Genomic DNA, 25526 nt, shown 5'->3' with positions numbered 1-25526 from the left:
ATAACTACGCTGCAGCTCTCGCCCCATCAGCAGGTTGAACTTCTGGTCCGTACCGCCAAGCTCGACATCAGCACGCAACGCAACCGAGTCATAGCCCTGCACAAGCGGGTAGAGAAACTCATGGATAGCAATCGGCTGGTTGGTTGTGTAGCGCTTGTCAAAATCGTCGCGCTCGAGCATGCGCGCAACCGTGTACTGAGAGGTCAGGCGAATGAAGTCCGCAGGCCCCATCTGGTCCATCCAGGTAGAGTTGAATGCGACCTCGGTCCTGGCCGGATCCAGAATCTTGAAAACCTGAGCCTTATAGGTCTCGGCATTCTCGAGCACCTGCTCGCGAGTCAGCGGTGGACGCGTGGCACTCTTCCCACTCGGGTCGCCAATCATCCCGGTGAAATCACCTATAAGGAAGATAACCTGATGCCCCAGTTCCTGAAACTGACGCAGCTTGTTGATCAGTACAGTGTGCCCTAGATGCAGGTCAGGGGCTGTCGGGTCGAAACCAGCCTTGATGCGCAACGGTTGCCCACGCTTGAGCTTTTCGATCAGCTCGGACTCGACCAACAGTTCTTCCGCACCACGTTTGATCAGCGCTAGCTGCTCTTCAACCGACTTCATAACAGACCCGCAAGGCTCAGATTCAAAGGGCCCCAACCATACAAGATCGCACACCAAATACAAAGTTTGACCGGCGCACGACAACGAATCCACGAGCAGGACGCCTGCGGACTTGCTTCGAAGGGGATTTGGTTATATTTTATACAGTTATTTCATCTTCATCATGTCATTCATCTTTTCCAATTCATCTTTTCAAAAGTCAAATTACTCATGACCACAGAACCGTCTAAAGCGCCACCGCTTTACCCAAAGACCCACTTGCTGGCCGCAAGTGGAATCGCCGCCCTCCTTAGCCTGGCGCTCCTGGTATTTCCTTCCAGCGACGTTGAAGCCAAAAAGACGACTCTGAGTCTCGAACTGGAAAGCCCTGCCGAACAACTGACACAAGATCAAGACGCTGCCGAAGCCGTCCAGGCCACAAACGAACAGAGCGCTTCCCCTTTCGCACAGATTGAAGACAGTCCTGAAGACACCGCCGAGACCGCTCAGGTCGAGCCCCCGGTCGTGGAAGAAAAGAAGGAGCCTGGCCATCGTGAGGTGATCGTGGCCAAAGGCGATACCCTTTCCACACTTTTTGAGAAGGTCGGCCTGCCCGCTACCTCGGTCCACGAGATTCTGGCCAGCGACAAGCAAGCCAAGCAGTTCACTCAATTGCAACGGGGCCAGAAACTCGAGTTCGAACTCAATCCGACTGGAGAGCTGACCAGCTTGCACACCAAGCTGAGCGACCTGGAAAGCATTACCCTGACAAAGAGTGACAAGGGTTATGCCTTCAATCGCATTACTGCCAAGCCTACCGTACGCTCGGCCTACGTCCACGGTGTGATCAATAGCTCTCTATCACAATCGGCCGCACGTGCAGGCCTTTCACATAGCCTGACGATGGACATGGCCAACGTATTCGGCTACGACATCGATTTCGCCCAGGATATTCGCCAGGGCGACGAATTCGACGTGATCTACGAGCAGAAAGTGGTCAACGGGAAGGCCGTCGGCAACGGCCCGATTCTCTCCGCGCGCTTCACCAATCGCGGCAAGACTTACACTGCGGTGCGCTACACCAACAAACAAGGCAACAGCAGTTACTACACTGCCGACGGCAACAGCATGCGCAAGGCGTTCATCCGCACGCCGGTTGACTTCGCCCGCATCAGCTCGAAATTTTCCGCAGGCCGCAAACACCCTATCCTGAACAAGATTCGCGCCCATAAAGGTGTCGACTACGCCGCCCCCCGAGGCACCCCAATCAAGGCTGCCGGCGATGGCAAGGTCTTGCTGGCCGGCCGCCGCGGCGGTTACGGCAACACAGTCATCATCCAGCACGGCAATACCTACCGTACGCTGTATGGTCACATGCAAGGTTTTGCCAAAGGCGTGAAGACCGGCGGCAGTGTCAAGCAGGGCCAGGTCATCGGCTATATCGGCACCACGGGGTTGTCGACCGGACCACACCTGCACTATGAGTTCCAGGTCAACGGCGTTCACGTCGATCCGCTTGGCCAGAAGCTGCCGATGGCTGATCCAATCGCAAAATCCGAACGCGCACGCTTCCTGGCGCAAAGCCAGCCCTTGATGGCTCGCATGGACCAGGAAAAGGCCACGATGCTGGCTTCGAGCAAGCGTTAAGCCATGGTGCTTTATATCGGTGTGATGTCCGGGACGAGCCTGGATGGCCTGGATATCGCATTGGTTGAATTGACTCCGGCGATCAGATTGATCGCCACGCACTACATTCCCATGCCCGACTCCCTGCGCAGCGAGTTGTTGGGCCTGTGCACCAGCGGCCCCGATGAGATAGCCCGCTCGGCCATCGCTCAGCAGAACTGGGTACAGCTCGCCGCCCATGGCATCCATGCCCTGCTCGAAAGCCAAAACCTCAAGCCGGAAGATGTAAGAGCAATCGGCAGCCATGGCCAGACCATTCGTCATGAACCGGCCCGCGGCTTTACCGTACAGATCGGCAATCCCGCTCTGCTGAGCGAGCTGACCGGAATTACCATCGTCAGCGACTTCCGCAGTCGCGATGTAGCCGCGGGAGGCCAAGGCGCGCCGCTGGTCCCGGCTTTCCACGAGGCTCTATTCGAGAAACGTGACGGCAACCGTGCCGTACTGAATGTCGGTGGCTTCAGCAACCTCAGCTTGATAGAACCAGGAAAACCGGTCGCAGGCTTCGATTGCGGGCCTGGCAACGTGTTGCTTGATGCCTGGATTCATCAACAACGCAATGAGCAATTCGACCGTGATGGACAATGGGCCGCCAGCGGGACAGTGGAGCCCGCCCTACTCAAGGCAATGCTCAGCGATCCTTTCTTTGTCACCAAGGGACCGAAAAGTACCGGCCGGGAGGTATTCAACCTGCCCTGGCTGACTCGACACCTGTCGCAACTACCCACTCTCGCCGCCGAGAATGTGCAGGCCACCCTGCTTGAACTGACAGCCCTGACTATCGTCGAGTCACTGCAAAATGCCCAGGCGGATACCCGTGAACTGCTGGTATGTGGCGGTGGAGCTCACAACACAGCCCTTATGAAGCGCCTGGCCGACCTCATGCCGAGCACCGAAGTCAGCAGCACAGCAGTCTACGGGGTAGACCCGGACTGGGTCGAAGCGATGGCTTTCGCATGGCTCGCTCATTGCTGCCTTGAATACATTCCAGCGAATCGCCCCAGTGTCACAGGCGCCCGAGGCCTTCGAGTGCTCGGCGCTATCTACCCCGCCTGAGCCAGCCTGATCCCAACAGCAAAAAGCCGCAGTGCCTTGAAGGCTCTGCGGCTTTTTGCTGAAGGTGTCACGACAATCAGATCGAGAAGGATGACCCGCAGCCACAGGTAGTAGTGGCGTTCGGATTCTTGATCACAAAACGCGAGCCTTCCAGACCTTCCTGATAATCCACCTCGGCACCGGCCAGGTATTGGAAGCTCATCGGGTCGACCACCAGGCTGACGCCTTCGCGCTCAACGACTGTGTCATCTTCAGCCACTTCTTCATCGAACGTGAAGCCATACTGAAAACCTGAACAGCCACCGCCCGTCACGAACACGCGCAGCTTCAAACGATCATTCCCCTCTTCGTCGACCAGGCTTTTCACCTTGTGCGCAGCACCGTGGGTGAACTGCAAAGCCGTGGGTGTGAAGGTTTCGACGCTCATGCTGAATATCTCCCGGCGTTGACGCCGCCATAATGCGTGATGGCAGGCATTATCCGCTTCTCCTAGAAAACTGGTCAACTATTTGAAGAGCAGCGGCAGCCACAGGTGTCGAAGCGGACAGCCCGAGTACCAGGCTGGCCGCACATGACAACCACTCCTCAGGGCAACATGCCCGCATGGGAAAGGCCCAGTCGCTCATCCAGCCCAAACAGAATGTTCATGTTCTGCACTGCCTGCCCCGAAGCCCCCTTGACCAGGTTATCGATGACCGACAACACCACGACCAGATCGCCATCCTGTGGACGATGCACGGCGATCCGGCAGACGTTTGCCCCCCGCACGCTACGAGTTTCTGGGTGACTGCCAGCTGGCATCACATCGACGAACGGTTCGTCGGCATAGCGCTTTTCGAACAATGCCTGCAGGTCCACGGAGCGATCGGTCACAGTGGCATAGAGCGTGGAATGAATACCACGGATCATGGGCGTCAGATGCGGCACGAATGTAAGGCCGACCTCCTTGCCTGCAGCCCGGCGCAACCCTTGGCGAATTTCCGGCAGGTGACGGTGCCCTTTCACGGCATACGCCTTGAAGCTCTCCGACGTCTCGCTATACAACGAGCCGACGCTGGCGCCACGACCTGCGCCACTGATACCGGACTTACAGTCAGCGATCAGACGCGAAGCGTCCGCCAGACCGGCTTCGAGCAACGGCAGGAAACCCAATTGCGTCGCAGTCGGATAACATCCCGGGACCGCGATCAGCCGTGCTTGCCTGATTTTTTCGCGATTGACTTCTGGTAGTCCGTAGACCGCTTCGTCCAGCAACTCTGGCGCGCCGTGAGGCTGGCCGTACCACTTGGCCCATTCATCCGCATTCTGCAAGCGGAAGTCAGCTGACAGGTCGATAACCTTGGTTCCGGCGGCCAGCAATTCGCCCGCCAGGGCATGGGCGACGCCATGGGGCGTGGCGAAGAACACCACATCGCAGGCGCCCAGCGTCTTGATGTCGGGAACGCTGAATGCCAGGCCATCGTAATGACCTCGCAGGTTCGGGTACATATCGGCCACGGCCAGGCCCGCCTCGGATCGGGAGGTGATGACCACCACCTCAGCCTGCGGATGTTGTGCCAACAGACGCAGCAGTTCGACACCGGTGTAACCCGTGCCGCCGACGATACCGACCTTGACCATAAACCTGCCCTCAACGAACCACTGGAAAACCGTCGATGATAGGGGCGGCGCGGCGTGGCGACAACCGCCAAGGTGACGTGTGGCGGCTCTAACCTCTACTATCGGGCTACCGTGAATCTGGGAATCGAGAAAATGCTCTATCTTTGGCTCAAAGCGCTTCATATCGTCAGCATGGTCTGCTGGTTCGCCGGCCTGTTCTACCTGCCTCGCCTGTTTGTCTATCACGCTCAGAGCGAAGACAACATCAGCAAGGAGCGCTTCAGCGTCATGGAGCGCAAGTTGTATCGCGGCATCATGGGACCCGCGATGATCGCGACCCTGGTGTTCGGCATCTGGCTGCTCAGCCTCAACGCCAGCGCCTATTTCACCCAAGGCGGCTGGATGCATGCCAAGCTGACACTGGTGGTATTGCTGATTGGCTATCACCATATGTGCGGCGCCCAGCTGAAGCGTTTCGCCCGTGGCGAAAACACCCGCAGCCATGTCTTTTATCGCTGGTTCAATGAAGTGCCGGTTCTGATATTGCTGGCTATCGTAATTCTGGTCGTGGTTCGGCCGTTCTAACTTTCAATCGATGCTTCTTATCCGGGGTACTTCCAGATGTCGCTACCCGCTCTGCTTGAACAACGCCTGCACCTGCCTGTAGTGGCGGCGCCAATGTTCCTGATCTCCAACCCACAGCTGGTACTGGCCTGCTGTCGCAACGGTATCGTCGGCAGCTTCCCCGCGCTGAATCAGCGTGAGAGCAGTGGCTTCAAGGCCTGGCTGGAGGAAATAGAAGCGGGCCTGGCAAGGATGGAGAACCCTGCCCCTTACGCGGTCAACCTGATCGTCCATCAGAGCAACCCGAGGCTCGAGGCCGACCTGGCGATCTGCATCGAACACCAGGTGCCGATCGTCATCACCAGTCTCGGTGCGGTGAAAGAGCTGGTGGACGCGGTCCATGGCTATGGAGGCCTGGTATTTCATGACGTGACCACACGTCGTCATGCCGAGAAAGCAGCCGAAGCCGGTGTCGATGGACTGATCGCCGTGGCTGCGGGGGCCGGAGGGCACGCCGGAACCTGGAGCCCGTTTGCGCTGGTCGCCGAAATCCGGCAGTTCTTCGACAAGACCCTGCTGCTTGCGGGGTGCCTGAACCATGGTCATGAGATTCTGGCCGCTCAATTGCTGGGCGCGGATCTGGCCTACTTCGGAACACGTTTTATCGGTACGACTGAAAGTCATGCGCCTGACGCCTATAAGGAGATGTTGCTCACATCCCGGGCTGCAGACATCGTGCATACTCCCGCAGTTTCCGGCGTACCCGCAAGCTTCATGCGGCAAAGCCTGGAGAAGGCCGGTTTCGATCTGGCCGCTCTGCAACGCAAGGGCGAGGTGGATTTCGGCTCGAAGCTCAAACCGCTCAACGATGAAGCCAAGGCCTGGAAAACCGTATGGTCCGCTGGCCAGGGCGTGGGTGAGATTCATGACTTGCCAAGCGTCGATCAATTGGTCAAGCGCCTGGATGAAGAATATCGCCAGGCACAGGCCCGGGTGGTACAGCTTGGCGGCCAGTGGCCCCGCTGAAACAAACTGATCACGACACAAACACTAAAACTTGAATGACAAGGATGCCCGGCAATGAGCGAACCCCGTTTCAACATCGTATTCGACGGAGCCCTGCTGCCGGGCGTCGATACGACCACAGCCAAGCTCAATCTCGCTGAATTGTTCAAGAGCGACGTCAGCGCCATTGAGCGACTCTTCGGCGGACACAAGGTGGCCCTCAAGAGCAACCTGTCCCAGACCGAGGCGCAGAAATACCTGGAAGCCCTCAACAAAAGCGGAATCGATGCGCGCATCGAAGCAGAGCCTTCTCTGCAACTGAACCTCAGCGAGGTTCAGCATTCGCCCCAGCAGATGCACCCCCAGGAGCCACTCATCGAACCTGCCTCTCCCTATGCGCCACCACGGGCACAGGTTGGAGAGGCCGTTGCCGAGTTCGGCCCGCTCAAGCCGTTCAGCTTCGATGGTCGCATCGGACGGCTGCGATACCTCGCCTGGACCATGTCCCTGACCCTCGTCATGATGCTGGTCATCGGCGTTGGTTTTGCGATTGGCGGAGCATGGTTCTTCACGTCTACCTCAACAGCGGCCATGGTGGTTGGTGGCCTGCTGGCGTTGATCGTTTTCCTCGGCTTTGCCTTTGTCAGCATTCAGTTCAACGTCCAGCGCCTGCATGACCTGGGCTGGTCCGGTTGGCTGTGGCTGCTCACTCTTGTCCCATTCGTGGGCAGCATCTTCCCATTCGTGCTCATCATCGCACCGGGCAACGACGGGCCCAATCGCTACGGTCCACCGCCGCCGCGCAACTCCACTGCAGTCAAGGTCCTGGCGTCGCTCTGGCTGGTGATGATCGTGCTGATTTTCTTCGCTGCGCTGGCTGGTGTCTTCGGCGCTATCGAGGACCAATACGGCAGCAGTTCGCTCAGCAGCTATGAAAGCAGCGAGTACACCGATGACGCTGCTGCAGAACCTGCCGCCGAACCCGCCGAGCCTTCTGTAGACTATGAGGAGGAACAATAAGCGCGCTTCGCGCCGGTGACAGCTCAGTCCACTGGTAGCGGGCCGTTGCGATGGAGAACTGCATGACCCGTTACGCTCTGATCACCGGTGCCTCCAGCGGCATCGGCCTGGCCATGGCCGAAGCCCTGGCCCGGCGAGGCCGCAACCTGATACTGGTAGCGCGCCAGCGTGATCGGCTGGAAAGTATCGCAATAGAACTGACTCAGCGGTTCGGGGTGGAGGTCCTGTTCCGCGCGTGCGATCTGGGGGAGCCACTGAGATTGTCAGGGTTTCTGCTGGAGCTGGAAGAAGGTGAACGGCAGATCGATCTGCTGGTCAACTGCGCCGGCATAGGCACCTGCGGCCCATTCCTGGGTCAGGACTGGATGACTGAACAAGACCTGATCGAAGTCAACATCCTCGCCCTGACACGCCTTTGTCATGCCGTTGGCAATAGCATGGCCCTGCATGGTGGCGGACAGATCCTCAACGTTGCCTCTATCGCGGCGTTCCAACCCGGCCCTTGGATGAGCACCTATTACGCCAGCAAAGCCTATGTCCTGCACTTCTCGGAAGCCCTACGGGTCGAACTGAAGAAATGCGCCATCAAGGTCTCGGTGCTGTGCCCCGGGCCGACCCGGACCGACTTTTTTGCCCGAGCACAACTGGACGAACGGAAACTCATCGACAGTCAGCTACTGATGAGCCCCGAGGAGGTTGCGCTGTATACCGTACGCGCCCTGGACAAGAACCGGGCCATCATCATTCCGGGGCGACGCAATCGCTGGCTGGCCAGGTTGCCACGGCTGGGACCACGTTGGCTGGTCAGGACACTCGCAGGCATGATCAACAAGGCCTACTGCCCCCGCTGATGAAATTTGAAGTGAAGCCGGCCCCGCCAGCCGAACCTTCGGTACACTCGCGTTCCACGACCCCAAGGGAGAAACGACTTTGGATACTCTGTTTTCCAAGATCATCAACCGGGAAATCCCGGCCAAGATCATTTACGAGGATGACCAGGTCCTGGCCTTCCATGACATCGCCCCCCAGGCACCGGTGCATTTCCTGGTCATTCCAAAGAAACCGATCCGCACTCTCAATGACCTGACCGAAGAAGACAAAGGACTGGCCGGGCACATTCTGTTCACTGCCCAGCGCCTGGCGCTTGAACTGGGGTGCGAGGAAGGTTTCCGCGTTGTGATGAATTGCAATGAACTCGGTGGGCAGACCGTCTATCACATCCATATGCATGTGCTGGGACAGCGCCAGATGAACTGGCCACCGGGTTGATACCCTGACTCAACGCAAATCCTGAGCGACCGGTTGGGTTAAACTGGTCGCCATGATTCTTCCGGAGGTAAGCATGACCACCCAACGTCACTACTCGCCGATAGACCGGCTGCTGCTGCAAGCCGATACCGCGATGCGCACGCTGCTGCCCTTCAGTGGCCAGCCATACCGCCCATCACCGGCGATCGTGCAGCCGGACGCGCAACTGAGTGACGAGCAGGCCCGCCACGTTGCCGGGTTGATGCGCATCAATCACACGGGAGAGGTCTGTGCCCAGGCGTTGTACCAAGGCCAGGCCCTGACAGCGAAATTGCCCCAGGTGCGCGAGGCGATGGAGCATGCGGCCGAGGAAGAAATCGATCATCTGGTCTGGTGCGAACAGCGCATTCGCCAGTTGGGCAGCCATACCAGCGTGTTGAATCCACTGTTCTACGGTATGTCATTTGGAATAGGCGCAGTAGCCGGACTGATCAGTGACAAGGTCAGCCTCGGTTTCGTTGCGGCGACAGAACATCAGGTGTGCAAACATCTGAACGAGCATCTCGAACAACTGCCCGCCGAGGATGGAAAGTCCCGGGCGATCCTGGAGCAGATGCGCGAGGATGAAGAACACCATGCCGAAAGCGCCATCGAGGCCGGCGGTTTCCGATTCCCGGCACCGGTAAAGTTCGGCATGAGCCTGCTGGCCAAGGTCATGACCAAGAGTACTTATCGGATCTGATCACAGCGTCCCTTTTCAGACCAGGCAGGCCATCAAAAAAAGGCGACTACCCGGACAGGGCAGTCGCCTTTTTTATCAGGAGCCTGAACACGGCATGTTGCGTACCGCCTCAACCCAACTCGATGATTTCATAGTCGTGGGTGATCTCAACGCCCGCTGCGCCCAACATGATGGACGCCGAGCAGTATTTTTCGGCGGACAGCTCGATGGCTCGCTTGACCTGGGCTTCCTTCAGGGCACGCCCCTTGACCACGAAATGCATGTGGATCTTGGTGAACACCTTCGGATCTTCAGTGGCACGTTCCGCCTCCAGAAAGGCCTCGCAACTTTCGACAGCCTGGCGAGACTTCTTGAGAATGCTGACCACATCGAAGTTACTGCAACCACCCACGCCCAGCAGGAGCATTTCCATGGGCCGGACACCCAGGTTTCGACCACCGGCATCGGGCGGACCATCCATCACGACCACGTGGCCGCTGCCCGACTCACCGAGGAACATGGCTTCGCCAGCCCATTGGATGCGTGCCTTCATCGCCAAGACTCCACTGTCTAAAAAAGGGTCGCCAGCTTAGCACAGCGCTCCCCACGACAGTCTCCAACGTGCGATGCCGGCAAAGCCCCTGCGAACCAGGGCACTAGGTAAATTCTCGAATCAATCTAGAGAGCTCTGTTAAGCTGGCGACCATTCGCTGGCGTATCGCCAGCTTTTAGCGATAGCTATTCGTATCCATAAAAAAACCAAACCAACACACACTGCGCCGTCTTTCGGGATACAACCATGGTTGCCATTACTCCCACGTCCAAGATCAAGAATCTCGACAAACTCTTGATGCATTGCCAGCGTCGCCGCTACCCGGCCAAACACAACATCATCTGTGCCGGTGATCGCTCCGATACGCTGTTTTTCATTATCAAGGGGTCGGTCACTATCCTGATCGAGGATGAGGATGGGCGAGAAATGATCATCGCCTATCTCAACTCAGGGGACTTCTTCGGTGAGCTGGGATTATTCGAACAGGCGGGCAAGGAGCAGGAACGCAGCGCCTGGGTGCGGACCAAGATCGAATGCGAAGTTGCGGAAATCAGCTACAGCAAATTCCGGGAGTTGTCCCTCCAGGATCCGGACATTCTTTATGTCCTCGGCGGTCAGATCGCCCAGCGCTTGCGCAATACCACTCGCAAAGTGGGTGACCTCGCCTTCTTTGACGTGACCGGTCGGGTCGCCCGCTGCCTGCTGGATCTGTGCAAGCAACCCGATGCGATGACGCACCCGGACGGCATGCAGATAAAGGTAACCCGGCAAGAGATCGGTCGAATTGTAGGGTGTTCGAGGGAAATGGTCGGTCGCGTACTCAAGGACCTTGAAGAGCGCAACCTGGTAAGCGTGAAAGGCAAGACAATGGTGGTGTTCGGTACGCGCTAGAACAGCTCGTCCGCCAGATTCCGATAAAGCGCCTCAAGCCGCTCCAGCGCGTGAGGGTCGGAAAATTTTTCATGCAGGGCGATGTGGCTCTCAGCCCGTACCCGTTGTTCCAGGCCGCAGGCTTCATTGAAGCGGTTGACCGCGGCAACCATCGATTCGCGCTCGTTATCCACTAGCAACGCCCCGTGTACCAGGCCTACGGGGCGCTGTCCGCCCTTGCTCTGGCGCCAGCGTTGAGCGGTGCCAACCATTTTACGGCCGTCGAGATTGACGTTGAACCGACCGTCGCAAAACGCCCCGTCCACCTCCCCTAGCGATGCCACTCCGCCCAGTTCGTCCAACAACTGGCAAATGGGATCACACAACCGACGATAGGCAGTTTCGATCCGGCCATGATCGCCCTCGCTACGTGGAGGTGCATAAACCAGGGCGATATTGACGGTAGCGGCCGACTGCGGCACCGGTTCGCCCCCGGTTTCGCGCAGCAGCACCGGCCAGCCACTGGCAGCCGAGACCTCACAGGCGTACTCGAATCCCGACAAGCGGGCCAGACGGCGCGGCATGACCAACGCGCGGTCGCTGGGCCGCCAGAACAGCAGGCCGAACTCGGCATCGCCGGCACAGACACTGGCCAACAAGTCCTGCTCGGCTTGGAGACCGGCTTCAACGGTCAGGGCGATCACCGGAGCCATCGGCTCAATCAAGCGTCGAGCCGCTCACCGGAACGCCCCGCTCTGGAAAGAACAGGCGTTGCAACTCCGTACCCGGGCTTTCGGCCCGCATGAATGCCTCACCTACCAGGAACGAGTAGACGTCGTTGACTTCCATCAGCTCGACGTCGGCCCGGTTGAGAATACCGCTCTCGGTAATGACCAGCCGATCACGGGGAATGCGGGGCAGCAGGTCCAGGGTCGTTTCCAGGCTGACTTCGAAGGTATGCAGGTTTCGATTGTTCACGCCCACCAGCCTGGTATCCAGGGTTTTCAAGGCCCGCTCCAATTCCTCGCCGTCATGCACCTCTACCAGTACATCCAGCCCCACACCCTTGGCGACAGCCGCCAGTTCGGCCATTTTCACGTCGTCCAGGGCGGAGACGATCAACAGCACGCAATCGGCGCCCAACGCTCGAGCCTCGACGATCTGGTACGGATCGATCATGAAATCCTTGCGGATGACTGGCAGATTGCACGCAGCACGCGCCTGCTTGAGGTAGTCGTCGGCGCCTTGGAAAAAATCGATATCGGTGAGCACCGAGAGGCAGGTCGCCCCACCCTTCTCGTAGCTTTTGGCGATGTCGGCCGGGACGAAGTGTTCACGGATCACGCCCTTGCTGGGGGACGCCTTCTTGATCTCGGCAATCACCGCCGGCTGCTTTTTCTTCGCCTGGTCGATCAGTGCCTTGGCGAAGCCACGGGGAGCATCAGCCGAACGTGCCAGGTTTTCCAGCTCGGCCAGACTGACCCGGGCACTGCGCTCGGCCACTTCCTCAGCCTTGCGAGCCAGGATTTTTTCCAGAACCGTTGGCACGCTCATCCTTCGTTCTCCACTTTGAATACAGCGGTAAATGCACCCAACTCTTCGAGCTTTTCCCGAGCCAGGCCAGTGTGCAAGGCATCATGGGCCAACTCCACCCCCTGCTTGAGCGTACTGGCGTGGTCGGCGGCGTATAGAGCAGCGCCAGCGTTGAGCACGATCATTTCGGCGGCCTTCTGGCCATTCTCGGTCTTGCGACGTCCCAGGGCATCGCGAATCAGTTCCAGCGACTGCGCCGGCCCATCCACCGCCAGACCGTGCAAGCTCTGGCTCTTCATGCCCAGGTCTTCAGGTTCGACCCAGTATTCGCTGATCTGATCATTCTTTAGTTCAGCCACATAAGTAGGCGCCGCCAGGCTGAACTCATCGAGGCCGTCCTTGGAATGGACCACCAATACGTGCTTGCTGCCCAGACGCTGCAGAACCTCCGCCAACGGCCGGCACAGCGCCTGGCTGAACACTCCGACCACCTGGTGTTTCACGCCGGCCGGATTCGTAAGCGGGCCAAGCATGTTGAACAGGGTGCGCAGGCCCAGGTCACGACGTGGTGCGGCAGCATGTTTCATGGCGCTGTGATGAGTCTGGGCGAACATGAAGCCAATACCGACATTATCGATGCAGCGTGCCACCTGGACCGGCGTGAGGTTCAAGTAGATACCGGCCGCCTCCAACAGATCGGCACTTCCGCTCTTGCCCGAGACCGCACGATTGCCGTGCTTGGCCACGGTGCAGCCGGCGGCCGCGACGACGAACGCCGAGGCAGTGGATACGTTGAAGATATTGGCGCCGTCGCCGCCGGTGCCAACCACATCCACCACGCCATCCAAGGTCTTGAGCTCGACCTTGTCCGCCAGCTCGCGCATGACCGAGACCGCGCCGACGATTTCATCGATGCTCTCGCTCTTCATGCGCATGGCCATCATGAACGCGCCAATCTGTGCGTCGGTGCATTGGCCGGTCATGATTTCGCGCATCACATCACGCATCTCGTCGGTGCTCAGGTCGAGATGACCGACGATACGGCTCAGGGCTGTCTTGATATCCATGAAAAGTCCTTAGCGCGTGCCGCCGGTTTGTTTGAGGAAGTTGGCGAACAGCTCGTGACCCTGTTCGGTGAGAATAGACTCGGGATGAAATTGCACACCCTCTATATTCAATGTCTTGTGGCGCAGCCCCATGATTTCGTCCACCGAACCGTCTTCGAGCTGGGTCCAGGCGGTCACTTCCAGACAGTCGGGCAGCGTTTCGCGCTTGACGATCAGGGAGTGGTAGCGGGTGACGGTGAGCGGCCGGTTCAACCCTTCGAATACACCCTTGTCCTCGTGGAATACCGGGCTAGTCTTACCGTGCATGACTTGCCGGGCACGCACCACGTCGCCACCGAAGGCTTGGCCGATGGACTGATGGCCCAGGCAGACCCCCAGGATGGGCAGCTTGCCAGCGAAATACTTGATGGCTTCGATGGATACACCCGCTTCGGTCGGCGTGCACGGGCCGGGGGATACCACGATCCGTTCGGGTTTGAGCGCTTCGATTTCGGCGATGGTCAGTTCGTCGTTGCGCACGACTCGTACCTCGGAGCCCAGCTCGCCCAGGTATTGCACAACGTTGTAGGTAAAGGAGTCGTAGTTATCGATCATCAGCAACATGGCGTAAGCAACCTTTTGAATTCACTGACTTTTAATTAAAGCCTTCAAGAGAAACCCGCGCGGTGTTGCGCTTGGCGGGCATGTGATGCACCAGCGAAGCGGCTTTCAAGCAGGTAAAGAAGGCAAATCGGTACAGGTCCGGCACAGCCGGCAGGGAATATTCAGGCGCGCCAACGCCAACGGGCGTGTGCCTTGATCATTTGATCCGGAAGCTTGCTGACAATCGACACAGGGGAAGTCTCGTTCATACGTTCCGGCACAGTAGCCTAGCTGAACAGAGCGCGCAATATGACCAACCCCGAAGGGCTTTGAAACAAACGCAATGCCACTGATGGATGGTCGAGCGCCAAGAGTTTTTGGTACTGTCGTTTCGTTTTCTAACAAAAATAAGATCGAAAAGGACCTTCTCATGATCAGGAAAACGCTGTTCGTACCGGTTGCCAGTTGTGTGCTCGCGATGGCCTGCGCCCAGGCGAGTGCCGCTCCAACCCCTTACTCCAGCTTCATTGTCTTTGGCGACAGCCTCAACGACGCAGGCCAGTTCACCGACCCGAATGGACCGGCAGGGTCAACCCAGCGTTTCACCAACCGCACCGGCCCGCTCTACCAGGATGGCAGTGGCGAGGCGTATTCCGCCAATTCCACCCAACTGCTGGGCGGGCGCCTGGGCTTCTCCGCCGACGAAACCGCCGCCTCCACCTCCGCGGTGCGTGCCAACGAGGGCTTGGCGGACGGCAACAACTGGGCAGTGGGCGGTTACCGCACCGACCAGATCCTCGATTCGATCACCAGTGTTTCCGATACTGGAGAACGCAGCCGTCCCGGATACCTGGCCAACGGGCGGCGCGCCGATCCGAATGCGCTGTATTACCTCTCCGGTGGCGGCAACGACTTTCTCCAGGGTCTGGTGTTGACCACGGCTCAGGCCCAGGCTGCGGCGGACCGCCTGGCCAACAGCGTCCAGGTGCTGCAAACAGCGGGCGCCCGCTATGTGATGGTCTGGCTGCTGCCGGACTTGGGACTGACCCCCGCCCTCAACGGCACACCTTTGCAGGGCGCCGTGTCGCAACTGAGCAACGACTTCAACCAACAGCTCGTCGCGCGACTGCAAGGTATCGACGCCGAGGTCATTCCGCTGAACATTCCTTTGCTGCTTCGAGAAAGCTTCGCCGATCCCGCGCGTTTCGGCCTCGCCACCGGCGAGAATCTCACGGCAACCTGCTTCAGCGGCAATGGCTGCACGGAAAACCCCACCTACGGCATCAACAGCGCAACACCCGACCCCAGCAAACTGATCTACAACGACTCCGTCCACCCCACCGAGGCCGGGCAGAAGCTGATCGCCGACTACGCCTTCTCCCTACTCGCGGCACCGTGGGAACTGACGCTGCTGCCGGAAATGGCCCATTCGACTCTACGGGCCCACCAGGACGAGCTGCGCAGCCAATGGCAGTCGGATTGGGAAGATTGGCAAGCGGTCGGTCAGTGGCGAGCCATCGTCAACGGCGGTGGACAGCATCTCGACGTGGACAGCCAGGGCAGCGGTGCCAGCGCCGACGGCAGCGGCTACAGCCTCAACGTAGGTGGCAGCTATCGCCTCAACGAGGCCTGGCGCGTGGGCATCGCCGCTGGGCTCTACCGCCAGGACATGGAGGCTGGTGACAACGATTCGGACTACAAGCTCAACAGCTACCTGGCCACCGCTTTCGCCCAGTTCCAGCAGAGCCGCTGGTGGGCCGATGCGGCGCTGACCGGTGGCAAGCTCGACTACGACAACCTGGAGCGCAAATTCCAACTGGGCGTCAACGAAGCCCAGGAGAAAGGCGACACCGACGGGCATCTCTGGGCATTCAGTACCCGCGTAGGCTACGACATCGCCCAGCCGGGCAGCGCCTGGCACCTGTCACCCTTCGTCAGTGCCGATTATGCGAGGGTGGAAGTCGACGGCTATTCGGAAAAGGGCAGCCGCTCCACGGCCCTGACCTTCGACGACCAGACCCGCGACTCGAAACGCCTGGGTATCGGTCTGCAAGGTAAATACAACTTTACCCGTCAGACCCAGGTGTATGGCGAATACGCCCACGAGCGCGAGTATGAAGACGACATGCAAAAGGTCAATATCGCCCTCAACAGCCTGCCAGCCAATGACTTCACGCTGGAAGGCTATACGCCACAGAGCCACCTGAATCGCCTGAGCCTGGGGGTCAGCCACAAGTTGACCAGCGAGCTGGCGTTGAGAGGGGGTTATACGTTGCGCAAGGATGACGACTTCACCCAGCAAGGGATAAGTCTCGGGGTCAGCCTGGACTTCTGATTCGATGAACCGCAGATGCCTATGGTGAGCAAGCTTGTCTGCTCACCATAGGCATGAAGGGTTTCAGTCGTTCGGGGCCTGCTCGGCCAACGCCACCGCGCGGAACATCGCCCGACGCTTGTTCAGCGTTTCTTCCCATTCCAGCGCCGGTACCGAATCGGCAACGATACCTCCTCCGGCCTGTACATGCAGTTCGCCGTTCTTGATGACTGCCGTGCGAATGGCAATGGCAGTGTCCATGTTGCCGTTCCAGGCGAAATAGCCGACGGCTCCGCCGTACACCCCCCGCTTGACCGGCTCCAGCTCATCGATGATTTCCATCGCCCGAATCTTCGGCGCGCCAGACAAGGTGCCTGCGGGCAGGATCGCTCGCAGGGCATCCATTGCCGTCAACCCGGCCTTCAACTGCCCCGTGACGTTGGACACGATGTGCATGACGTTGGAATAGCGCTCGATCACCATCTTCTCGGTGAGCCTCACCGAACCGACTTCCGAGACCCGCCCGGTGTCGTTACGCCCCAGGTCGATCAGCATCAGGTGCTCGGCGATCTCCTTGGCGTCCGACAGCAGGTCCTCTTCCAGGGCGCGGTCAGCCTCTTCCGTGGCACCACGAGGACGCGTGCCGGCAATCGGTCGAACCGTGATCAGGTTGTCCTCGACCCGCACCAATACTTCCGGCGAACTGCCCACGACATGGAAATCGCCAAAATTGAAGAAGTACATGTAGGGCGTCGGATTGAAGCAACGCAGGGCTCTATACAGATCGATAGGCGCTGCCTTGAAGTCGATGGACATCCGTTGCGACGGCACCACCTGCATGCAGTCGCCAGCCAGGATGTATTCCTTGATGGTATCGACCGCTTTTTCATAATCGTCCTGGGTAAAGCTGGAGCGAAATACCGGGTCGGCCGCGGCCTGCTTGCTGAAGTCCAGGCCAGGGCGTGGCGTGATCGGCTGGCGAAGTTTTTCCAACAACGCCTGCAAGCTTTGCAGGCCTTGCTCGTAGGCATCTTCCTGGGACGGGTCGGCCAGCACGATAGCGTGCATTTTACCTGCGAGGTTATCGAAGACCACCACCGCATCGGACACCATCAGCAGGATGTCCGGCACGCCCAATGGATCCGGGTTCGGGCAGGTGCCCAGGCGCTTTTCCACGTAACGCACGCAGTCGTAGCCAAAGTACCCCACCAGGCCACCGTTGAAACGCGGCAGCCCTGGGATGGTGGGTACGTTGTAACGGGCCTTGAAGGTTTCGACGAAGGCCAGCGGGTCCTCGACTTCGAGGCTTTCGATCTCGATGCCGTCATGGGCCACGCTGATGCGATGGTCGTGCACCCGCAGCACTGTGCGGCATGGCAGGCCGATGATGGAATAACGGCCCCACTTCTCCCCGCCCTGTACCGATTCGAGCAGGTAGGAATTGGGCTGGTCGGCCAGCTTGAGGTAGATCGACAGCGGCGTGTCGAAGTCAGCCAGGGTTTCGCAGGCAAGGGGAATGCGGTTATAGCCGGCAGCAGCCAGGCGCAGGAATTCTTCGCGAATCATGAGGGTGCCTCGTGGCAAGAGGAGCTGGAAGTCAGGTATGCAAACACGCCGGATAACCGGCCAGGATCACGTCAGGCGCGCCAACGCCAACGGGCCAGGGCCTTCATGACTTTCATCCAGAGTTTGCGAGTGACCACCACGATGGCGTTCCCAGAAGAGGATTGAACAGCGTCGGGCAACGTTATCTCAGCGGCCGGGTCCAGGCAACCGGGAATTAGCAGTCGCAAATCGTCGATCACCAGGGCGGGGAACTCTTCGGAGATGGGCCGTCCATGATTGTAGCCATAGCTCAGCGCCACGCATTTGACCCCCGCCGCTTTCGCTGCCAGCACATCGCTGCGCGAATCGCCGACGAAGAGCGATTGGGAAGCCGGGATATTGGCCATCTTCATGACGAAAAACAGCGCGGCCGGATCAGGCTTTTTCTGCGGCAGCGTATCGCCGCCAATGATCCAGCGGAAATAGCGGCCGATCTTCATCTGATCCAGTAACGGCGCAACGAAGCGTTCCGGCTTGTTGGTGATCAGCGCCATTTCGACGCCCTGCTTTTGCAGCCACTTGAGAGTGGAGCGCACGCCGGGATAGACCACCGTCAATTCGTGGTTCCCCTCGTAGGCTTCATTGAACAGCTCCAGCGCCTGCTCAGCCTCGGCGTCATCGACACCCTGGGCGTCGATGTGATTGGCCAGGGCCCGGCGCACCAGCATGGGGGCGCCATTACCGACCCACTGGCGCACGGCGTCGATACCGGCTGGCGCGCGCCCCAGTTTGAGCAGCATATGGTCCACGGCTGCCGCCAGGTCTGGAACCGAGTCGACCAGCGTGCCATCGAGGTCGAACATCACCAGACGCGGCAAGCTGCCGGGAAACAACTGCTCGAAGCCGCTCATGGGCGTGCCAGGGCCAGTTCGGCACGCATCTTTTCAATCACCTCTTTGTAGTCCGGCGCATTGAAGATCGCCGATCCTGCGACAAAGGTGTCGGCACCGGCCGCGGCGATTTCGCGGATGTTGCCCACATTCACGCCGCCATCGATTTCCAGGCGGATGTCACGGCCCGAGGCATCGATCAGTGCGCGGGCTTCGCGCAGCTTGTCGAGGGTGGCCGGGATGAACTTCTGCCCGCCGAAGCCTGGGTTGACGCTCATGAGCAGGATCATGTCGACCTTGTCCATCACGTATTTGAGCACGTCCAGGGGCGTGGCCGGGTTGAACACCAGGCCGGCCTTGCAGCCACCTTCACGGATCAACTGCAAGGAGCGGTCGATATGCAGGGTGGCTTCAGGGTGGAAAGTGATGTAGGTAGCGCCGGCCTCGATGAAGTCGCCCACGATGCGATCCACCGGGCTGACCATCAGGTGCGCGTCGATGGGCGCGGTGATGCCGTACTTGCGCAGCGCCGAACAGACCATCGGACCGATGGTCAGGTTAGGCACATAGTGGTTATCCATGACATCGAAGTGAACGATGTCGGCCCCGGCGGCCAGCACGTTGTCCACTTCCTCGCCCAGGCGGGCGAAGTCGGCAGAAAGAATCGACGGAGCAATAGCGAAGGGCTGCATGACGCACCTGTTTTGAGCGAAACCACGATGGCGCGCATTGTATACCTCAAGATTTGGCGCGCCCACCGTGGCCGACGATCAATACGCCGCCAGGTAGATCTTCTCGATATCGGCGGCGCTCAACCTGCGCGGGTTGTTTCGCATCAGCCGCTCGATGCCCGCGGCCTCCGCCGCCATCGAGGGGATCACATCCTCGGTCACGCCCAATCCGCTGAGTCCCTGGGGGATCTCCACGGCGGCACACAAGGCGATCATCGCCTCCACGGCTTCGTCGGCAGCTTCGAGATCGCTCAGGTGTTCGGTCCTGATGCCCATGGCCTGGGCGATGTCCCGCATCCGCTCGACGCAGGCCACCTTGTTCCATGCCATGACATACGGCAGCAGCAAGGCATTGGCGACGCCATGGGACACATGGAAACGGCCGCCCAAGGGATAGGCCAGCGCATGCACCGCTCCGACCCCGGCATTGCCGAACGCCATGCCGGCCATCAGGCTGGCGGTAGCCATGTCTTCACGGGCTTGCAGGTGGGAAGGATTACAGAAGGCCTTGGGCAACGCCCGGGTGATCAGCTTGATAGCTCCGATGGCCAGGGCATCGGTGATCGGCGAGGCGTTGAGGGACAGATACGACTCGATGGCGTGGACCAGCGCATCGACACCACTGGAAGCGGTCACGCTGCGCGGGCACGTGAGGGTCATCTGCGGGCTGACCAGCGCCACGTCCGGCAGCAGGTAGTCGCTGACGATCCCTTTCTTCAATTGAGCGGCCTTGTCGGAAAGGATCGCCACGTTGGTGACTTCCGAACCGGTACCGGCCGTGGTGGGGATGGCGATCATGGGCGGGCCTTTGCGCGGTACCTGGTCGACGCCGAACATGTCCTCCAGTTCGCCGTGATAACCGGCATAGACCCCCACGCACTTGGCGATGTCGATGGCGCTGCCGCCGCCCAGCCCGATCAAGCCGTCATGGCCGCCGTCGCGATAGGCCTGCATGCAGTCTTTGACAATGGCGATTTCCGGGTCCGGCAGCACCCGGTCGAAAATCTCGTAGTCCCGCCCGCCCAGATGCTGCAGCGCCAGCTCCACGGTACCGGACTTGACCAGCGCGGCGTCGGTGACGATCAATGGGTTGTCGACATCCAGCCGTGTCAGCTCGGCCGCCAGTTGCTCGATGGCAGCGGCACCGGTGATCAGTTTGTGGGCGATCTTGAATGAGGAAAGACTCATGTGCGCGGCCTCTTGTTCGAGTGTGGGCTGGCACAAGGATAGCTCGGTATTGAGGGTTGTCTGCCATTCAGCTCATGAATACGCCTTGGGTCGCTGTGGGAGCGAGCTTGCTCGCGATAGCGCACTGACATTCAGCATCGATATTGAATGTTCCACCGCTATCGCGAGCAGGCTCGCTCCCACATTTAAACAACGCTGACCTTCAGACCTGGGTCGTGCGCAGCTTCTCGCTACGCCCGCGCAGCCATTCCAGGGTCAGCAGCAGGATCACCGAGAAGGCAATCAGCAGCGTCGCCGCCGCGGCAATGGTAGGGCTGAGGTTTTCGCGGATGCCGCTGAACATCTGCCGCGGCAGTGTCGCTTGCTCGGGGCCGGCCAGGAACAGGGTCACCACCACTTCATCGAACGACGTCGCGAAAGCGAACAGCGCACCGGAGATAACGCCTGGGGCGATCAACGGCAGCGTCACCCGACGAAACGCCGTCAAAGGCGAAGCCCCAAGACTGGCTGCCGCCCGCACCAGGTTATGGTTGAACCCCTGCAAGGTCGCCGAGACGGTAATGATGACGAACGGTACGCCCAGCACCGCGTGAACCACGATCAGCGAGAAGAAACTGTTCCCCATCCCCAACGGTGCGAAAAACAGATAGCTGGCGACACCGATGATCACCACCGGCACCACCATGGGCGAAATCACCAGGGCCATGACCAGCGACTTGCCCGGGAAGTCCCCGCGGGTCAGGCCAATGGCTGCCAGCGTGCCGAAGACCATGGCCAGCAGTGTCGCGGCCGGCGCCACGATGATGCTGTTCTTCAGTGCCCGCATCCATTCGGCCGAGGCGAAGAAATCGTGGTACCACTGCAGCGAAAAGCCCTGCAACGGATACACCAGGAAACTGCCGGAGTTGAACGACAACGGAACGATCACCAGCACGGGCAGGATCAGGAACAGCAGGATCAGTCCGCAGAGCGTGCGCAAGCAGTAGAACCACACCCGTTCGACGGGGGACATGTAAGGACTCAGCATTTCGATCTCCCCTTAGCTCAGGCGCAGGCGACTGGCGCCCACCAGCCAGCTGTAAATCAGATAAAGCACGATGGTCGCCAGCAACAGCAGCCCACCGAGCGCCGTGGCCATGCCCCAGTTGATGCTGGTGTTGGTATAGAACGCAACGAAGTAGCTGACCATCTGGTCGTTCGGGCTGCCCAGCAACGCCGGGGTGATGTAGTAGCCGATGGCGAGGATGAACACCAGCAGGCAACCAGCACCGACACCGGCATAGGTCTGCGGGAAATACACCCGCCAGAAACTGGCGAACGGATGGCAGCCCAGGGAAATCGCCGCCCGCATGTAGGTTGGCGAGATGCCTTTCATCACGCTGTAGATGGGCAGGATCATGAACGGCAGCAGGATGTGGACCATGGAGATGTAGACACCGGTGCGGTTGAACACCAGCTCCAGGGGCTTATCGATAATGCCCATGGCCAGCAGGGCACTGTTGATCAGGCCACCCGATTGCAACAGCACGATCCACGCCGCCACTCGCACCAGGATCGAAGTCCAGAACGGCAGGAGCACGAGGATCATCAGCAGGTTGCTCTGGCGCGATGGCAGGTTCGCCAGCAGGTAAGCAAGGGGATAGGCCAGCACCAGGCAGATCGCAGTGATCACCAGGCCCATCCAGAACGTGCGGGCGAAGATATCGAGATAGATCGCCTGGTCGGGCGTGGCCGGCGCCAGTTCACCAAGGTCGTCGATGCGGTGATCGACGGCCGCCAGCAGATAATAAGGGGTCACTTCACTGGTGTTGCGGCGGATCACCTGCCAGTACGCCGGATCGCCCCAGCGCTCGTCGAGGTTTTCCAACGCCTCTTTATAAGAAGCCGGCTCCGTGGCGAACGGCAACGCCCGGGCGGTCTTGGTCAGCAGGCTGCGATAGCCGGCCAGTTCCATGTTCAGGCGCTTGGACAAATCGCCCAGGGTCTGATTCTTGCGGGCTTCGGCCAGGTCTTCACTGGCGGCCTTGTACACCGGTTCTCCAGGCAGACCACGTCCATCCCACGCCGCGACCGCAGCCACGGTACGCGGCATGGCGCCCACCACCTCCGGGTTGCTGACGCTTTTGAACAACAGCGCCACGATGGGTACCAGGAACACCAGGAGCAGAAACAGAACCAGCGGCGCGATCAAGGCCTGGGCCTTCCAGCGATTGACCCGCTCGGCGTGCTTGAGCCGCTGCTTCAAGGTGGGACTGGTGCCTGCGTTCAGTGGAACGGCGATGGCCATGGCGTACTCCGCAAATCTTCTTGATCGTTACAGGGGCGACGGACCGCCTCTGTTCTGTTGAAACACCCGGTTGGAGCAAGAACCTGCGGGAGTGAGCTCGCTCGCGATGGCTACAGCACATTCAACATTAATGTGTCTGACAAAACGCTATCGCGAGCAAGCTCGATCCCACATGGATCTCATTCAGCCTCAGACAGTCGGGTTACTTGGCCGCCCAGGAGTTGAAACGCTGCTCCAGTTGCTCGCCGTTATCAGCCCAGAAGCTGACATCGATCTGCACTTGGTTGGCGATGTTTTCCGGGGTGGTCGGCATGTCTTTCAGGACATCCTTGGCCAGCAACGGTACGGCCTGGGTATTGGCAGGGCCGTAGGCGATGTTTTCGGAGTAAGTCTTCTGCTGCTGCGGTGCCACCGAGAACGCGATGAACTTCTTCGCCGCTTCAGCCCGAGCCTTGTCCAGGCCACGCGGGATGGCCCAGGCGTCGAAGTCATAGATGCCGCCGTTCCACACCACTTTCAGGTTGCTTTCTTTCTGTACCGCAGCGATCCGGCCGTTGTAGGCCGAGCTCATGACCACGTCACCGGAGGCCAGGTATTGCGGCGGCTGGGCGCCGGCTTCCCACCACTGGATGTTCGGCTTGAGTTCGTCGAGCTTCTTGAACGCCCGATCCTGGCCATCTTTGCCGGCCAGCACCTTGTAGACGTCCTTGGGCGCTACACCGTCGGCCATCAAAGCGAATTCCAGGGTGTATTTGGCGCCCTTGCGCAGACCGCGCTTGCCCGGGAACTGCTTGGTATCCCAGAAATCCGCCCAGCTGGTTGGCGCGGTTTTCAGCTTGTCGGCGTTGTAGGCCAGTACCGTCGACCAGACAAAGAAACCTACGCCGCAAGGCTGGATGGCGCCCTTGACGTAATCTTCGGCCTTGCCGAACAGCGCCGGGTCCAGTTGCTCGAACATGTCTTCGTCGCAACCACGGGACAGCTCCGGAGACTCGACTTCCACCAGGTCCCACGAGACGCTCTTGGTATCGACCATGGCCTTGACCTTGGCCATCTCGCCGTTGTATTCGCCAGCCACGATCTTGCCGTTGCCAGCCGCTTCCCACGGTGCGTAAAAGGCTTGGACCTGAGCCGCCTTGTTCGCCCCGCCAAAAGACACCACGGTCAGGTCCGGGCCCGCCGCCATCGCGTTTGCCGCACCCATCATGCCCAGAGTCAGGGCGGTGAACTTCAGGGATCTCAACATTTATTGTTCTCTCCACGTGCAGGGTTGGTGTTGGTAAAGCAGGGGGCGATCAATTCGCCTCTAGAAGAGGATCGAGCGCACGTACGTGCTCGACCTGCCAGCCAAGCGGAACCACGTCTCCAACCGCCAGCTCGGGATCGAGCTCGGCGATCGGTTGCTTCACGAAGAAGTCATTCTTGCCGCAGACTTCCAGGCGAACCCGGACGTGGTCGCCCAGATAGATGAATTCCGCCACCCTCCCTGAGAAGCGGTTGACACATTGTTCGCTTGCGCCGTTGAGGCTCACTCGCTCCGGGCGAATCGACAGGGTCACCGGTTCGCCGGGCTTGCCGACATTCACCGCCAGCGCCTCGACCTTCTCCCCGCGCCCCAGCTCTACCAGGCAACGATCGCCGGTCTGGCTGTGCAAGCGGCCACTGAGGCGGTTGTTTTCGCCGATGAAGTTGGCGACAAAGGTATTTTTCGGTTCTTCATACAGGGTGCGCGGTGGCGCGATCTGCTGGATCTCGCCCTGGTGGAATACCGCCACGCGGTCGGACATGGTCAAGGCCTCGCCCTGGTCATGGGTCACGTAGACCACAGTCACGCCCAGACGCTGGTGCAGATGCTTGATTTCCATCTGCATGTGCTCACGCAATTGCTTGTCCAGCGCACCGAGGGGTTCGTCCATCAGCACCAGCTGCGGCTCGAACACCAGGGCCCGGGCCAAGGCCACCCGCTGCTGCTGGCCACCGGATAATTGCGCCGGGTAACGCTGGGCGAACGTATCCAGCTGGACCATGCTCAAGACCCGCTTGACCCGATCGCTCACGTCGCTTTTGTTCAAGCCACGCACGGTCAACGGGAACGCCAGGTTCTCGGCGACGGTCATGTGGGGGAACAGCGCATAGTTCTGGAACACCATGCCGATGTCGCGCTTATGGGGCGGCACATTGTTGATGGCGCGCCCGGCCAGCTGGATCTCGCCGGCGGTCGGTGTTTCGAACCCGGCGAGCATCATCAGGCTGGTGGTCTTGCCCGAGCCGGACGGTCCGAGCAGGGTCAGGAACTCGCCTTTGCGAATGTCCAGGTTGAGATCCTTGACGATCAGGTTCTCGCCATCGTAGCTCTTCTGCACACCACGAAAGCTGACCAGTACATCACTGGTCCCCGCGCTTGAATCGACCTGGCTCATACCCGCACCTTTTGTATTGATGACTGCTTGTAAATCAAGCCTAGTGGAGCCTC

The 25526-nt window shown here is 59.7% G+C and carries 26 protein-coding genes (1 of these 26 only partly in view); 10 read left to right on the top strand and 16 right to left on the bottom strand.

The genetic code is table 11. The annotated features are described in order from the left end of the window. On the bottom strand, positions 1 to 615 hold the 5' portion of the coding sequence (gene tyrS, locus BW992_RS09930) for a tyrosine--tRNA ligase (protein WP_072459136.1). Its footprint begins 585 nt before the window's first position; 615 of the gene's 1200 nt are visible here — the first part of the coding sequence; its start codon is at positions 613 to 615; its stop codon lies beyond the left edge, outside the window. A gap of 210 nt (positions 616 to 825) precedes the next feature. Between tyrS and BW992_RS09925 the strand changes: the two genes are divergently transcribed. After that, a complete protein-coding gene (locus tag BW992_RS09925) occupies positions 826 to 2241 on the top strand; it encodes a peptidoglycan DD-metalloendopeptidase family protein (protein ID WP_072389619.1) in 1416 nt (471 codons plus the stop codon). A 3-nt stretch (positions 2242 to 2244) separates the two neighbouring features. Then, complete coding sequence (locus BW992_RS09920) at positions 2245 to 3336, top strand: anhydro-N-acetylmuramic acid kinase (protein ID WP_076406109.1); 1092 nt, start codon at positions 2245 to 2247, stop codon at positions 3334 to 3336. Between the two features lie 76 nt (positions 3337 to 3412). Here the strand turns inward: BW992_RS09920 and erpA are convergent, their stop codons facing one another. Together erpA and argC are read right to left on the bottom strand one after the other, a co-directional pair. Continuing rightward, positions 3413 to 3763, bottom strand: coding sequence for an iron-sulfur cluster insertion protein ErpA (gene erpA, locus BW992_RS09915; RefSeq protein WP_053156455.1), 351 nt, complete (start codon positions 3761 to 3763; stop codon positions 3413 to 3415). Positions 3764 to 3921: 158 nt separating this feature from the next. Continuing rightward, positions 3922 to 4956: an N-acetyl-gamma-glutamyl-phosphate reductase gene (gene argC / locus BW992_RS09910; protein ID WP_072389623.1), complete on the bottom strand. Its 1035-nt coding sequence runs from the start codon at positions 4954 to 4956 to the stop codon at positions 3922 to 3924. 132 nt (positions 4957 to 5088) lie between these two features. On the opposite strand from argC, the gene hemJ reads away from it, so the two are divergent. The 6 genes from hemJ to coq7 all read left to right on the top strand — a co-directional run bounded on the left by hemJ (position 5089) and on the right by coq7 (position 9514). Beyond that, positions 5089 to 5520 (top strand): protoporphyrinogen oxidase HemJ, encoded by a 432-nt coding sequence (hemJ, locus tag BW992_RS09905; protein WP_072389625.1) that lies wholly within the window; start codon positions 5089 to 5091, stop codon positions 5518 to 5520. A 36-nt stretch (positions 5521 to 5556) separates the two neighbouring features. Further along, entirely contained in the window at positions 5557 to 6525 is a 969-nt protein-coding gene (locus BW992_RS09900; protein ID WP_076406107.1) for an NAD(P)H-dependent flavin oxidoreductase, read from the top strand. A 54-nt stretch (positions 6526 to 6579) separates the two neighbouring features. After that, positions 6580 to 7524 carry a DUF805 domain-containing protein gene (locus BW992_RS09895; protein ID WP_072389629.1) on the top strand — a complete coding sequence of 315 codons (945 nt, stop codon included), beginning with the start codon at positions 6580 to 6582 and terminating at the stop codon, positions 7522 to 7524. 62 nt (positions 7525 to 7586) lie between these two features. Beyond that, positions 7587 to 8375, top strand: coding sequence for an SDR family NAD(P)-dependent oxidoreductase (locus tag BW992_RS09890; protein ID WP_072389631.1), 789 nt, complete (start codon positions 7587 to 7589; stop codon positions 8373 to 8375). A gap of 79 nt (positions 8376 to 8454) precedes the next feature. Continuing rightward, a complete protein-coding gene (locus BW992_RS09885) occupies positions 8455 to 8793 on the top strand; it encodes a histidine triad nucleotide-binding protein (RefSeq protein WP_072389633.1) in 339 nt (112 codons plus the stop codon). A gap of 73 nt (positions 8794 to 8866) precedes the next feature. After that, positions 8867 to 9514, top strand: a complete 648-nt coding sequence (gene coq7, locus BW992_RS09880; protein WP_076406105.1) for a 2-polyprenyl-3-methyl-6-methoxy-1,4-benzoquinone monooxygenase — start codon at positions 8867 to 8869, stop codon at positions 9512 to 9514. Between the two features lie 109 nt (positions 9515 to 9623). Here the strand turns inward: coq7 and BW992_RS09875 are convergent, their stop codons facing one another. Further along, on the bottom strand, positions 9624 to 10046 hold the full coding sequence (locus BW992_RS09875) for an OsmC family protein (protein WP_042730268.1): 423 nt from the start codon (positions 10044 to 10046) through the stop codon (positions 9624 to 9626). 246 nt (positions 10047 to 10292) lie between these two features. On the opposite strand from BW992_RS09875, the gene crp reads away from it, so the two are divergent. Further along, complete coding sequence (gene crp, locus BW992_RS09870) at positions 10293 to 10937, top strand: cAMP-activated global transcriptional regulator CRP (protein WP_072389637.1); 645 nt, start codon at positions 10293 to 10295, stop codon at positions 10935 to 10937. On the opposite strand, the gene BW992_RS09865 is transcribed toward crp, so the two are convergent. From BW992_RS09865 to BW992_RS09850, 4 genes are read right to left on the bottom strand one after another with little or no spacing between them, the layout of a single operon-like run. Next, complete coding sequence (locus BW992_RS09865) at positions 10934 to 11629, bottom strand: lipoate--protein ligase family protein (protein WP_076406103.1); 696 nt, start codon at positions 11627 to 11629, stop codon at positions 10934 to 10936. The genes crp and BW992_RS09865 overlap by 4 nt on opposite strands. Before the next feature lie 4 nt (positions 11630 to 11633). Next, on the bottom strand, positions 11634 to 12470 hold the full coding sequence (trpC, locus tag BW992_RS09860) for an indole-3-glycerol phosphate synthase TrpC (protein WP_072389641.1): 837 nt from the start codon (positions 12468 to 12470) through the stop codon (positions 11634 to 11636). Then, entirely contained in the window at positions 12467 to 13516 is a 1050-nt protein-coding gene (trpD, locus tag BW992_RS09855; RefSeq protein ID WP_072389643.1) for an anthranilate phosphoribosyltransferase, read from the bottom strand. The genes trpC and trpD overlap by 4 nt, the downstream gene beginning before the upstream one ends. 9 nt (positions 13517 to 13525) lie before the next feature. Continuing rightward, the gene (locus BW992_RS09850) at positions 13526 to 14119 is read right to left on the bottom strand and encodes an aminodeoxychorismate/anthranilate synthase component II (RefSeq protein ID WP_076406101.1); all 594 of its coding nucleotides are present in this window, start codon (positions 14117 to 14119) and stop codon (positions 13526 to 13528) included. A 409-nt stretch (positions 14120 to 14528) separates the two neighbouring features. Here BW992_RS09850 and estP point away from each other — a divergent pair, with 409 nt between their 5' ends. After that, positions 14529 to 16433 (top strand): esterase EstP, encoded by a 1905-nt coding sequence (gene estP, locus BW992_RS09845; protein ID WP_076406099.1) that lies wholly within the window; start codon positions 14529 to 14531, stop codon positions 16431 to 16433. Positions 16434 to 16496: 63 nt separating this feature from the next. On the opposite strand, the gene trpE is transcribed toward estP, so the two are convergent. From trpE to BW992_RS09805, 8 genes are all read right to left on the bottom strand, one after another. Further along, positions 16497 to 17978 carry an anthranilate synthase component I gene (gene trpE / locus BW992_RS09840; protein ID WP_076406097.1) on the bottom strand — a complete coding sequence of 494 codons (1482 nt, stop codon included), beginning with the start codon at positions 17976 to 17978 and terminating at the stop codon, positions 16497 to 16499. 71 nt (positions 17979 to 18049) lie between these two features. Then, the gene (locus BW992_RS09835) at positions 18050 to 18868 is read right to left on the bottom strand and encodes a phosphoglycolate phosphatase (protein ID WP_072389653.1); all 819 of its coding nucleotides are present in this window, start codon (positions 18866 to 18868) and stop codon (positions 18050 to 18052) included. Beyond that, a complete protein-coding gene (gene rpe, locus BW992_RS09830) occupies positions 18865 to 19539 on the bottom strand; it encodes a ribulose-phosphate 3-epimerase (protein WP_053156412.1) in 675 nt (224 codons plus the stop codon). Before rpe ends, BW992_RS09835 begins: the two co-directional genes overlap by 4 nt. Positions 19540 to 19617: 78 nt before the next feature. Further along, positions 19618 to 20766 carry an iron-containing alcohol dehydrogenase gene (locus BW992_RS09825; protein ID WP_072389655.1) on the bottom strand — a complete coding sequence of 383 codons (1149 nt, stop codon included), beginning with the start codon at positions 20764 to 20766 and terminating at the stop codon, positions 19618 to 19620. A 202-nt stretch (positions 20767 to 20968) separates the two neighbouring features. Beyond that, entirely contained in the window at positions 20969 to 21793 is an 825-nt protein-coding gene (locus tag BW992_RS09820; RefSeq protein WP_072389658.1) for an ABC transporter permease, read from the bottom strand. 12 nt (positions 21794 to 21805) lie between these two features. Next, positions 21806 to 23053 carry an ABC transporter permease gene (locus tag BW992_RS09815; RefSeq protein WP_072389660.1) on the bottom strand — a complete coding sequence of 416 codons (1248 nt, stop codon included), beginning with the start codon at positions 23051 to 23053 and terminating at the stop codon, positions 21806 to 21808. A 202-nt stretch (positions 23054 to 23255) separates the two neighbouring features. After that, a complete protein-coding gene (locus BW992_RS09810; protein WP_076406095.1) occupies positions 23256 to 24299 on the bottom strand; it encodes an ABC transporter substrate-binding protein in 1044 nt (347 codons plus the stop codon). A gap of 49 nt (positions 24300 to 24348) precedes the next feature. Beyond that, positions 24349 to 25473 carry an ABC transporter ATP-binding protein gene (locus BW992_RS09805; protein WP_072389664.1) on the bottom strand — a complete coding sequence of 375 codons (1125 nt, stop codon included), beginning with the start codon at positions 25471 to 25473 and terminating at the stop codon, positions 24349 to 24351. Positions 25474 to 25526 lie beyond the last annotated feature (53 nt).

Origin of the sequence: Pseudomonas sp. 7SR1 (assembly GCF_900156465.1) — a bacterium.
In the GTDB taxonomy this organism is placed as follows: Bacteria; Pseudomonadota; Gammaproteobacteria; order Pseudomonadales; family Pseudomonadaceae; genus Aquipseudomonas.
This window is presented reverse-complemented; position numbering and strand designations above follow the sequence as displayed.